At 49.8% G+C, this 11,207-nt stretch carries 11 protein-coding genes; 4 read left to right on the top strand and 7 right to left on the bottom strand.

The window, feature by feature from the left end:
* Positions 1-361: 361 nt before the first annotated feature.
* From H6F80_RS10795 to glnT, 5 genes are all read right to left on the bottom strand, one after another.
* Entirely contained in the window at positions 362-1,081 is a 720-nt protein-coding gene (locus tag H6F80_RS10795) for an SGNH/GDSL hydrolase family protein (protein WP_190791562.1), read from the bottom strand.
* A gap of 223 nt (positions 1,082-1,304) precedes the next feature.
* The gene (locus tag H6F80_RS10790) at positions 1,305-2,279 is read right to left on the bottom strand and encodes an ABC transporter substrate-binding protein (protein ID WP_190791561.1); all 975 of its coding nucleotides are present in this window, start codon (positions 2,277-2,279) and stop codon (positions 1,305-1,307) included.
* Between the two features lie 179 nt (positions 2,280-2,458).
* The gene (locus H6F80_RS10785; protein WP_190791560.1) at positions 2,459-3,301 is read right to left on the bottom strand and encodes an ABC transporter ATP-binding protein; all 843 of its coding nucleotides are present in this window, start codon (positions 3,299-3,301) and stop codon (positions 2,459-2,461) included.
* Positions 3,302-3,497: 196 nt separating this feature from the next.
* Positions 3,498-4,367 (bottom strand): ABC transporter permease, encoded by an 870-nt coding sequence (locus H6F80_RS29815; protein ID WP_518523555.1) that lies wholly within the window; start codon positions 4,365-4,367, stop codon positions 3,498-3,500.
* An 87-nt stretch (positions 4,368-4,454) separates the two neighbouring features.
* Complete coding sequence (glnT, locus tag H6F80_RS10775) at positions 4,455-5,816, bottom strand: type III glutamate--ammonia ligase (RefSeq protein WP_190791558.1); 1,362 nt, start codon at positions 5,814-5,816, stop codon at positions 4,455-4,457.
* Between the two features lie 471 nt (positions 5,817-6,287).
* On the opposite strand from glnT, the gene H6F80_RS10770 reads away from it, so the two are divergent.
* The 3 genes from H6F80_RS10770 (at position 6,288) to H6F80_RS10760 (ending at position 8,918) form a co-directional block, all read left to right on the top strand.
* On the top strand, positions 6,288-6,968 hold the full coding sequence (locus tag H6F80_RS10770) for a cysteine hydrolase family protein (RefSeq protein WP_190791557.1): 681 nt from the start codon (positions 6,288-6,290) through the stop codon (positions 6,966-6,968).
* Between the two features lie 55 nt (positions 6,969-7,023).
* Positions 7,024-7,788, top strand: coding sequence for an SDR family NAD(P)-dependent oxidoreductase (locus tag H6F80_RS10765; RefSeq protein WP_190791556.1), 765 nt, complete (start codon positions 7,024-7,026; stop codon positions 7,786-7,788).
* Between the two features lie 98 nt (positions 7,789-7,886).
* Positions 7,887-8,918 (top strand): alpha/beta fold hydrolase, encoded by a 1,032-nt coding sequence (locus H6F80_RS10760; RefSeq protein ID WP_190791555.1) that lies wholly within the window; start codon positions 7,887-7,889, stop codon positions 8,916-8,918.
* Positions 8,919-8,922: 4 nt separating this feature from the next.
* Here H6F80_RS10760 and H6F80_RS10755 read toward each other — a convergent pair whose 3' ends face one another.
* Together H6F80_RS10755 and H6F80_RS10750 are read right to left on the bottom strand one after the other, a co-directional pair.
* Positions 8,923-10,071, bottom strand: coding sequence for an aromatic ring-hydroxylating oxygenase subunit alpha (locus tag H6F80_RS10755; protein ID WP_190791554.1), 1,149 nt, complete (start codon positions 10,069-10,071; stop codon positions 8,923-8,925).
* A gap of 65 nt (positions 10,072-10,136) precedes the next feature.
* The gene (locus H6F80_RS10750) at positions 10,137-10,988 is read right to left on the bottom strand and encodes a hypothetical protein (protein WP_190791553.1); all 852 of its coding nucleotides are present in this window, start codon (positions 10,986-10,988) and stop codon (positions 10,137-10,139) included.
* On the opposite strand from H6F80_RS10750, the gene H6F80_RS29415 reads away from it, so the two are divergent.
* Positions 10,979-11,207 (top strand): hypothetical protein (locus tag H6F80_RS29415; protein WP_206755060.1); only part of this gene is annotated, 229 nt, incomplete at its 3' end. The two genes, H6F80_RS10750 and H6F80_RS29415, sit on opposite strands and share 10 nt — an antisense overlap.

The raw sequence follows: 11,207 nt of genomic DNA, 5'->3' as shown, positions 1-11,207 counted from the left end.
TCTCAACTTTGTGAGGCTGAGTGAAAAGCGGCGTTGCTGAATAAGCGTATGATACGCCCCCCTAGCCCCCCAACTTTGGGGGAACCAGAATTCAAAGTCCCTCAGCATTGGGGGATTTAGGGGGCGATACAGAAGCTGAATTTGCACCCTTCATATCCCGATTCAGCAACGCCTGAAAAGCAAAATAGGGCAGCAGCAAAAGCCTTTTTTACCCAAGCGCACGAGGTCGCCGAACTGCAATGATGAAAAGTGACAAAAGGCTAGCCGGGAAATCTACTGTCGGCGCGATCAGGTTTTGGTATCCCACAGATCTCAATCGATGCAAGGAACACAAAAAATTACACTTTTGGCGTTAGGTGCATCACACTAGTTGCATCACATAAGGAAGGAAAGCGCGCCGTACTTCAGATGCTCCTCGCAAACTGGGTTCGATCGTTGCAGTGAACCAGGAAGGATCGCCTTTCAGGAAATGAGCATGCAGATCGACAAATTGCCCATAGCGATCGGCAATGTCTTGAATGGCGGTATTCATTCGCCCAAGATTGTTACGGGCGATCGCTGGCTCAACCCCTACGAAATTGCGACGGTCATCTCCCAGGGTGGGATCATAGACGCTACCCAGCAAAACCGGACGGATGGGCAACTGCTGTACAAAAGCGTCGAGGGCACTGGCAAAGCCTGCAATTCCTGCACCCGTATCGGCGATCAGCCCCCGCAGCAGATCGTTGCCGCCTACCGTGATCAGCGCAATTGACTTTCCCTGAACCTGCAATCCCTTGATTTGAGCAGGTAAACCTTCAACCGTTGCGCCATCACGAGCACGGTGTTCTAAGCGGGCAGATCCGATCGAGGCGAGATCCTGTCCCTCAAATTCAGCAAAGAGACGGTTATCGTTCTGTACTAACAGTTGCCCCGGATGGACGCCATACTCGTTGTACCGTCCACAATCTAGAATCGAATCGCCAAAGGTGTAAAGCGTCACCATGTTTTGCTCCTGCCCATTGCAGCCTAAAACCGTCAGGAGGCCTGCTCCTCCCGCTGCTTGCAGAAATCGTCGTCGTGTCAGTCGGAACGAAGTCATCCCCTTCCCCTCCTTGCTCGACCCTAGCATTGCAACAGTGGGGATGAGATGAATCGGCAGATGGATTTATAGCGGAAGCGATCGTGGGAGTCATCTTGCTGCGTTGATCCAGACCTTACAACAACGCAAACGATGCAAATTACTGGTTACTACAAACTCTGTGCGACATAACCGCAATTCTTGATCTCCCACAATTCTTGATCTCCTGGCTGCTTCCTTGACCCTACAGAGACATCAGAATTGAATCATCGTAAAGTTTATCAATCTGCATACCATCGGAAATAACTTTCATTCGGGCACCTTCTTTCAGGTTGAGCTCGAAGTTTTTCATCACATTGTTAGGACTATTGGCATTGAAGCCGATGGATTTGTTCATGGCAATATCAAAGATTTTTACCCCGGCAATCTGGGATTTGGCTTCTGCTTCAGAAACTCCAAGTTTGTCTGCCGTAATTTTGATCGCCTCTGCGTCACTGGCATTGACCAGCTTCACCGCTTTATCAACCGCCCGCAAATAAGCCTGCAAATCTGCTTTGCGTGTTTCAATCATCGGCTGACGAGTCGCAATGACATCAGCAATCAAGTTAGTATCTTTACTGCTGAAAATCACTTCTCCGCCCCCGTCCTTGGCTGATTTTGTTAACCACGGCTCAAAAGTGACTGCCGCATCAACCTGTCTAGACGCAAATGCAGTGGCTGCATCGGCCGCGGTCATATCCCTAAGGGTGATATCTGCCTCGGTTAAACCACCCTTAGCTAAATAAGCTTGCAGCAGCACATTTTGAAAAAGAATGTTTTCGCGAGCAACAGTTTTGCCTTTCAGGTCAGCCGGAGACTTGATATTGCGCCCGATGATGCCATCTGAGCCATTGGAATAATCCACCACATAAATCATGCGGATTGTTGGATCTTTCTCAATACATTGCAGTACATCCCCTGACGTGAGCCAGGCAACATCCAGTTTTCCTGCCAGGAAAGCGGTTATTTCATCACTGTTACTTTGAAAGAAAGCTTCTTGAACATTTAGCCCCTCTTCCTTGAAGAAACCTTTTTGCAGTGCGACAAAATGTCCTGAAAAGCCGGGCCAGGGATTTACCCCAGAGGTGATGGTCTGAGATGCCGCATTAGACGAAGAGCCAGCATTGCCCTGGGTACAGCCATGTAACGCCAACCCGCCTGCCAAGCCCCCCATCAGCATGAGCGCACGACGACGATTGAGTAAAGCGGTAGTCCGATTCATAACTCTCCGATATTCCTTTAATGCGATCGACGAATAAACTTAACCAAAACGACTTGAAACAGAAATCAACGCTTTGCCCGAAGGCTTGCACGATAACAGTGCAGCGAAGATTACGGCGTGCAATCTGCGATCGCAGGTTAGGGTTCAGCCTCATGTAGCAGGCGGATAATCTCTCGTTTGATGCTGATGAATTCTGGCGAAAGCTTAACCTCCAGATCGTGATGCTCCGGTAGATGCGTTTCTATCACCTGCTTGAGCCGTCCCGGACGCGCCCCCATTACATAGACGCGCTGTGCCAGAAAAATTGCTTCTTCGATATCGTGGGTAATCATCAAAACCGTGACGTGCGTCTTTTCCCAAACGTCGAGCAAAAATTGCTGCATCTGCTCTTTGGTCTGGGCATCGAGTGCGCCAAATGGTTCATCCATTAACAAAACCGACGGCTCATTTGCCAGGGCACGGGCGATCGCCACCCGTTGCTTCATACCGCCAGAAAGCTGTTTAGGGTAGGCATTGGCAAACTGGGTTAGCCCCACGACATCCAGAAAGTAGGACACTCGCTCTTTTTGCTCAACCTTGGGCAACTTGCGAAGCTGCAACCCGAAGGCAACGTTTTGAGCGACCGTTCGCCAGGGATACAGCGTGTAGCCCTGAAACACCATACCGCGATCGGAACCGGGCAGCCCAGTTACATCTTCCCCATCCACTAACACCTGTCCAGTCGAGGGAGTGGCAAGCCCTGCGGCAATATTCAGCAGCGTTGACTTCCCGCAGCCCGATGCACCCACCAGACAGATAAACTCTCTAGGATAAAGTTTCAGGTTAATGTCCTGAAGAACGGTTAACGGCTGGTCGCCCCGCATCGAGAACTGCTTGGAGAGCGATCGAATTTCCATTTTGGGCTGAACTGCAATGCTTTCGGAACTCCCATCCGCAGTATTCAATTCTCGTGGCTGATGACCGAAGCGGGTATCAAGCATATCTGGGTGTCCTGAGCTGTTCGTCAAACATTGGTCAAACAAAATTATTGCTAAGCAAAGAGAATGGGTGAATGCAAGATTTTAAGCGTGTTGCCAATCATCAGTTAAATATGATTCACACCCCGCAATATGTAAATCAAAATACAATTTCCGCGCAATCTGCCTAAATAGTGAGCAGGATCCGCCTGAATGGGGTCTAGCTGCGAATTTGGTCTGCCCAAGGGGTGAGTTTTGCCGAAAGCCACTTCAAGCCATAGTCAATGATCAACCCAATCAAGCCAATCACCGCAATACAAAACAGCACCTTTTCGGTTTGTAGAAATCGCTGGGCCTGAATAATTCTGAACCCTAAACCGCTTTGAGCTGCCAGTAGTTCGGCAATGACCAGAAAGTTCCACGCACCGGAAATGTTGACGCGCAATGTATCCAGCACACTGGGGAACGTGGCAGGCAGAATCACCTTAAAAAACACATCTCGACGAGTCGCACCCAGCGTATAGGCAACATTGATCATTTCATTGGGAATAAACTTTACCGCGTCCGCCACCATCATCGCGTTGTAAAGAACCACGCCCAAAAAGATGATAAGAATCTTTGATTCTTCGCCCAGTCCTACCCAGATGACGATCAGCGGCACAAACGCCGTAACGGGCATATAGCGCACCGTTCCAACGATCGGCGCAAACAGGCTATCCATACTGTGAAACGCACCCATTGCCCATCCGATCGGCACTCCAATTAGAGCTGCCAGCAGAAAGCCGCCCGCCACTCTGGCACTGCTCACCCCAATATCAAGCAACAGGTTATTTTCAGTCAGCATTTGCAGCCCTGCCTGAAGCACTGCCGTGGGAGTCGGTAAAAACATCGGGGAAACCACGCCAGCATAGCTCACGATCGTCCAGGCAATAAACGGAATCAGGAGCGATAACGCCCCGACCGTCAGTGAAAGCCAGCGAGGAAATCCCTGACGGATACTCCAGAATACAGACGGCTTCAGGTAGCGCTTGTTTGACGGGAGCGGAGCAAAATTAGGACTGCCTGGTTCGGTCGTGCTAGAGTGAGCCACTCGCGGTATTTCCTCCTTGAGTTCATGAAATAAACAATGAAACGAGCAATCCATGAGCAATTCCCCCAACGAGGAGAATCGTCCTGACTAGAAGAACTTGAGATACCGCTGAATCTCCCAGTCGGAAACGTGGTTGTGATACGCCTGCCATTCCTGCGATTTAAAGTCGATATACGTCCGGTACATCAGCGACCCCATCACCTGCTCGCTTAAAGGATCTGCGGCAAAGGCGGCGATCGCTTCTTCCAAGTTGCGCGGCAAAAAGCGAATTCCCATGTCTTGCAGGTCTGCGAGGGACTGCTTGTACATATTTTCGGTGTGCGGCTCACCCGGGTCGAGTCCTTCGCGAATTCCTTCCAGTCCGGCTGCCAAAATCATCGCTGCCCCCAGATACAGGTTGGTAGAGATATCTGCCGCACGACACTCGACCCTGCCGCCACCCAGCGGAATTCGCAGCATGTTCGTCCGGTTATTGTTGCCGTAGCAAATGTAAATGGGTGCCCAGGTAAAGCCCGACATACTGCCTCGGGCAATCAGGCGTTTGTAGCTGTTGACCGTAGGAGCGATCGTCGCACAGATCGCCGGAGCATGACGCAAGACGCCCGCAATAAACTGATAGCCCAGCTTCGATAACCCACAGCCACGCGGATCGTCTGCGGACTCAAACAGATTTTTGCCCGTCTCCAGGTCTGCCAGCGACATATTATAGTGTGCGCCGCTGCCCGTGCGGTTGGCAAAAGGTTTGGGCATAAAAGTGGCAAAAAAGCCGTGTTTGCGAGCAATTTCCTTCACCATCAGCCGGAAGAACGTGAAGCGATCCGCCATTGTCAGGGCATCGGTGTAGGCGAAGTCGGTTTCAAACTGTCCGTTGCCGTCTTCGTGGTCAAACGAATACACATCCCAGCCGAGCTGATTCATTGCCTCGACAATTTCTGTCACCCAGGCATAGTTGTCTAGCAGCCCTTGCACGTCGTAACAGGGTTTATGCAGCACATCGCGATCGCTAATTGGAATTGGCTTACCGTCTGCTGTTTCTTTGAGAATAAAGAACTCCGTTTCAATTCCCAAATTAAAGCCGAAGCCCATCTCTGCGGCTTGTGCCAGCACTCTTTTCAAAATACTGCGGCAGCACGCCTCAAACGGTTTTCCTTCCAGGTAGAGATCGCTAGCAAACCAAGCAATTTCCGAGTTCCAGGGCAAGATTGTGGCAGAGGCAGGATCAGGCATTGCTGCAACTTCTTCATCGCTAACATCCTGCGGTACACCGTCTAGCGCAGCTCCTGTAAACAGTTCCGAACCTCGCATCATTTGACCGAAATGGGACAGAGGCACGGCTTTGGCTTTGCACATACCATGAATATCCACAAAACTTGCCAGTGCATATTTAACTCCCTGCGCTTCCAGGGTTGATTTGAGCGATTCCAGTTCGGGAGATAAAAGTTGAGCCATTAGAAAAGCGGTAGGGTGAAGACGAGCAGAGAAAATTTAGAAACTTTCACTGGGTTATTCTGGATACTTTTGCAAAAGGCGATCGCAATGTATCGCAATATTTAGTCAATCGGTTAACGGATTTCTTAATTGAACCGCACGATATTTTCAAAAAAATGAGCGGCCTCAACACCGATGCACGATCACAGCACAGCCTTGTAGTGTATTGAGTCGGGTTGAACAGTTTTGTATCAACATATACAAGGAATGTTATCGATCGCGGTCAATCCGAATCAATTAAGTTTGTTTACATCGATCATGCTCATTGCATAGAGTGAGAATGATGACCGTTGAAACAACTATTATTCTTCCTGTCCTTCTGTTCCTCGTCTTCCCTCATCACAGCTCGAAATATTGATTCTGGCTCGGCTTAGAATTAAAAGATTTTGTACTGGTTTGTCTTATCTTTGTCTCATCAAGACTTTCCCAATTATGTATATTCCGGCTGATCCTCATCCTTTTCCGTATGACGGCAATTTGCAGCCGCACAACACTACGATTCTCGTGATTGATATGCAGGCAGATTTTTGCAGTCCGGGCGGATACCTGGCAAAAAAGGGATATGATATTTCTCTGACCCAAGCCCCCATTGCCCCAATTCAACGCCTGTTAGCCGCTGCAAGGGCAAAGCAGTTTTCGGTCTTTTTCACCCGGGAAGGACATCGATCGGATTTGCTGGATCTGCCTGCAACAAAACGTTGGCGCAACGAAAAAGCGGGTGCTGCAATTGGCAGCGAAGGTCCGATGGGACGATTGCTGGTTCGCGGCGAGACAGGCTGGGATATTATTCCCGAACTGAGTCCTCAACCGGGAGAACCGATTATCGATAAGCCAGGAAGCGGAGCGTTCTATGCCACTGATCTGGATCATTTGCTGCGGCAGCGAGGCATTCGGAACGTGATTCTTTGCGGGGTGACAACTGCCGTCTGTGTACATACCACCCTCAGAGAAGCGAGCGATCGCGGCTATGATACCCTGCTGCTGGAGGATTGCTGCGCAGAAAGCGATGAGCGGCTGCATTGGGCAGCGATCGAAATGGTCAAAATAGAGGGCGGTCTTTTTGGCAGCGTTACGACTTCTGACCAGGTGATCGAGGTCATGAGTTCGCTTTGATCAGGGATTGGGTTCGCTAAAGTCATCGCTCAGTAAGTTCATTTTAGATTGGCTAATGAATCGACTTCAGGATAAAGTTGCGATTATCACGGGTATCAGTTCGGGAATTGGCAAAGCCGCTGCTAAGCTCTTTTGCGAACAGGGCGCGATCGTCTTTGGAATCGATCGAAATGTCGCAGCCGGAGAAGCCTTTGCCGCAGAACTACTTGCCCAGAGCTATCAGTTTGAGTTTTACGCCGCCGATTTATCGATCGTTGCTCAGTGTGCCGAAGCCGTAGAAGCCTGCTGGCGCACCTATGGACGGATTGATGTTCTTTATAACAATGTGGGCATTTCTGCCGTCCTTCCCTTTGACCAGACTGATCATGCCACTCTAGAACAAATCATGACGGTCAATTTTCTTTCGGTGTTTTCCCTTTGCCAGCAAACCATTCCCAAGATGCAGCAGCAGGGTCATGGCGTGATTATCAATACTGCTTCAGAATTAGCGATCGTGGCACAGCCCTTCTATGCTGCCTATTGCGCCAGTAAGGGAGCCGTGTTGTCCTTTACCCGTGCCCTGGCACTGGAATATGCCCAAGCCAATATTCGGATTAATGCGCTCTGTCCTGGTCCGATCGATACCCCAATGCTGCAACAGGAATTTAACGTTGATTCAGACCCCGTTGAAGCCAGGAATCAGGGAATTGCCACCATGCCGATCGGTCGATTGGGAACACCCGAAGAAATCGCTCAGGTTGCGCTGTTTTTGGCGGCAGATGCCCCTGCCCTGATGCATGGAGCATCGATCGTGGTAGACGGAGCAAAGACAATTGTGTAATACCGCCCCATCAAAGAGCACCAACAGAACAGCACCCACCAGAAGCACTTCAGATGGAGAATTAAAGCTTATTGAATCCGTGATCCTTAGCAAAAAATATGGCGATCGACTACGAAGTCTATGAGTTGGGAAACGTTCAGCTCCAATCGGGTGAGATTTTGCCTGATGCAAAACTTGCCTATGCCACCTACGGGACGCTGAATGCTCAAAAAGATAATGTGATTATTTTTCCGACCCACTACACGGGAACCCATCGTAGCAATGCAGTTCTGATTGGCTCTGGCCGAGCCCTTGACCCCGATCGCTATTTCATCATCGTGCCCAATTTGTTTGGTAATGGGCTGTCCTCCTCGCCCAGCAATATTTTAGCCAGCAATACTTTAGCCACAAATATTCCAGACGGTGCGGCATTTCCCCACGTGACGCTGTACGACAACATTCAGTGTCAGTTCCGCCTGATTACCGAACAGTTTGGCATTGAGCGCATTGCCCTGGTTCTGGGCTGGTCGATGGGAGCGCAGCAGGCATATCACTGGGCAGCCCTGTATCCCGATCGCGTTGAGCGCATTTTTCCCTACTGCGGTTCGGCAAAAACCTCGGTGCATAATCGCGTGTTTCTAGAAGGGGTAAAGGCGGCTTTGACTGCCGATGCCACCTGGCAAAACGGGCGTTACACCGAGCCACCAACGGCAGGACTTAAGGCATTTGGACGGGTGTATGCAGGGTGGGCATATTCACAGGCATTTTATCGAGAAGGGCTATATCGAGAATTGGGATTCGAGACGGTGGAAGCCCTGCTGAAATGGTGGGAAGACGATCATCTCAGTTGGGATGCCAATGACCTGCTAGCCATGCTCTGGACGTGGCAGCACGGGGACATCAGCAACAATTCGCTTTACAAAGGCGATTTTGCCCTGGCACTGCGATCGATTCGGGCAAAGGCGATCGTGATGCCCAGCGCGACTGATTTGTACTTTCCACCGGAAGATAATGCGATCGAAGTGGCGCACATGCCGAGTGCCGAATTAAGAATTATGCAGTCCATTTGGGGACATTGTGCCGGAGGACCAGGATATAACGCCGCAGATACCACTTTGATTGAGGCAACGATCGCCGAGCTGTTAGCCTAAAAGATTAATCTGACAATAGTGCTGCGATTTCTGAGGAAACGCTGGATCGAGCGCGCTGCAACCCTGCCTGCAAATAGTGCCAAATGATTTGCTGCTGGTGCACAATACGATCTTCTAGCTGATTTACTGGGCCTGAATGATATGCCCCGCTCGAATAGCCTCGTTGCACACTTTCAGTAATTGCCATATCTTCTGCGGTAAAGCTTTCAAAGTCTTGCGATAGCTGATCGATCGACGGACTGAGTTCAAGCACCCCGTAGATCTCCAGGTTGAGCAGGCTCTGGTCTACGCTCACCGGGTCAATGCGGAGCCAAGCAATCACTCCATTGGGCAATGCCAGCAGATGCAGATTTGGAAAGATGCCAAAGGTAAAGAAGCCCTCACGACTGCGATCGTTGAGTTCCGCGAGCACCGAATTCTGCGATCGCCAATCCTTGGTTGTTGGTGTGTACAGCAGATTCACAAATGCATCAAATTCATGCTGGTAACGGCTCACCGGACCCTGAACAACATCCAGCGTCGTGCGATGCGCCACGGCAACGTGATAGTCACACAGGGTATTGTCGTGATACACCTTCCAGTTACACTGCACCGAATATTGCTTTTGTAGCAGCAGGGTTGTTTGGGGGGTAAAGTGCTCGTTTAGCGCGGCAGGGATGCTGCCCAGAAACTCGATTAGCGGCGGAGCAGCATCTGAAAAGCAGAGAAACATAAAATCCTGCCACTGCTCCAATCGAACTGGCGTTAGCGGGTAGTCCGATCGACAAAACTCAGACGCAAACCGTTCTTCTCTGGGAACACCCACCAAATCACCTTCTAAGCTGTAAGTCCAGGCATGATAGGGACAAATCAGATGCTTGAGCTGATACAGCCCCGCCTCACTGCAAAACAGGGCGGCTCGGTGCGGGCAGACATTGTGAAACGCGCGAAGATTGCCATCTTTGCCGTGAGTGATCAAGACGCTGGTTCCAGCGACCTCGATTGCCCTAACGGTTGCCGACTGCATGAGTTCCTTGGCTCGTCCAATATAAAGCCAGGTTTGCCGAAAAATATGCTGCTGCTCAAACGTCAAGAGTGCGGCGGAGGTGTACAGAGGCGCAGCAAAAAACGTGCTTTTCTTTTGACTGGAAATGTTACTCAGACTAATCACCATAAGGGATACCAGAAGATAAATTAAACTGTATCGAAACTAAATCGAAACGATGTCTCAGCCCTAACTTAGAAAACAAATACCTGGCCCGTACCCCATTCCCAGATTTGCCATTCTCGGATTTCCTGCTGCATTTTCCTCTCAACCTCACCACTATCATTCTGATGAGTAGCCTGCAAAACTCGCTGGTTCTCCAGGTCAATTGTCAAATCTGACGCAGACCACAGAGCAGAGCCTTCGCGCTGGGGTATCGTCGATCGCTGAATTTCCCACGGGACTCGACCCGATCGACAATGCCCAAACGAAATTTCGCAGGCAAGATAGTCTTGCTGTTTTTCAGGGGCGGTGGCCTGAAGGAGGCAATCGGTTAGGGAGCCATTTGACGGTAAGGAAAACGATCGATTCTGGGTGTAAACAAAATAATCTCCGGCAATGACCAAGCTGGCTTGCCAGTTTGTAGCAGAATGGGATGAAGGATCGTCAGTTAAAGCTTCAGTTAGAACTAGAGCCGTATAATCACCATTGCCATCGTCCACCTTTTGCCATTCTTCCCGATATATTTGATCAATTCCTTCCTCGATCAAAATGTCATTGTCCCAATACAGCAATCCGATATCCCGAACAGGCTGTGGCGGCTGGTAATCGATATATCTCATCCACTGACAGCATCCCTGCTCAAACTGGGTAATGCCTGCAAATCCCTGCTGGCGTGATAGTGCCAGAGCATCGGCTAAAGCCAGAGACGAGAAGCTTGCCTGGGTCAAGCCAGGGCGGTCGATTGGAATTCGCAAATCTCCAAAACAGGTCGAAGTTTGCAGATAAAACACCTGTGTTTCAGTGTCGCGCTGTCCGTCTCCGGTTTCGATCGACAACCGTTTCCAGAGCCCTCTTAGCCAGTCAGGAACAGCACTTGCCATCATTTGCTCACTACCATTTGCTTATTACCAAAGTTTGGAATACCTGCACAAAGACAATTGAAATACAAATTAAAATACAGACCAAGATACAGATTGAAAACAGATTGAGCTTCAGGTTTCAACTTAGCGATGACAGAAATTTAAAGCTGTATTTACTGTTACAAATCGCAGAAAAACTTCCATTTTCTATTAAAATTGATATGATTATGCTAAATTTAGTAC

Origin of the sequence: Leptolyngbya sp. FACHB-711 (genome assembly GCF_014695615.1) — a bacterium.
In the GTDB taxonomy this organism is placed as follows: domain Bacteria; phylum Cyanobacteriota; class Cyanobacteriia; order Elainellales; family Elainellaceae; genus Leptolyngbya_A.
The sequence above is the reverse complement of the archived record's forward strand: the minus strand, read 5'-3'. Positions and strand labels throughout refer to the sequence as shown.

Excerpts from the sequence above, each read along its gene's own strand:
- H6F80_RS10790 (WP_190791561.1), bottom strand. The coding sequence starts at position 2,279 with ATGCTGATGGGGGGCTTGGCAGGCGGGTTGGCGTTACATGGCTGTACC.
- glnT (WP_190791558.1), bottom strand. The coding sequence starts at position 5,816 with ATGGCTCAACTTTTATCTCCCGAACTGGAATCGCTCAAATCAACCCTG.
- H6F80_RS10770 (WP_190791557.1), top strand. The coding sequence starts at position 6,288 with ATGTATATTCCGGCTGATCCTCATCCTTTTCCGTATGACGGCAATTTG.
- H6F80_RS10785 (WP_190791560.1), bottom strand. The coding sequence starts at position 3,301 with ATGCTTGATACCCGCTTCGGTCATCAGCCACGAGAATTGAATACTGCG.
- H6F80_RS10755 (WP_190791554.1), bottom strand. The coding sequence starts at position 10,071 with ATGGTGATTAGTCTGAGTAACATTTCCAGTCAAAAGAAAAGCACGTTT.
- H6F80_RS10765 (WP_190791556.1), top strand. The coding sequence starts at position 7,024 with ATGAATCGACTTCAGGATAAAGTTGCGATTATCACGGGTATCAGTTCG.
- H6F80_RS10750 (WP_190791553.1), bottom strand. The coding sequence starts at position 10,988 with ATGATGGCAAGTGCTGTTCCTGACTGGCTAAGAGGGCTCTGGAAACGG.
- H6F80_RS10795 (WP_190791562.1), bottom strand. The coding sequence starts at position 1,081 with ATGACTTCGTTCCGACTGACACGACGACGATTTCTGCAAGCAGCGGGA.
- H6F80_RS10760 (WP_190791555.1), top strand. The coding sequence starts at position 7,887 with ATGGCGATCGACTACGAAGTCTATGAGTTGGGAAACGTTCAGCTCCAA.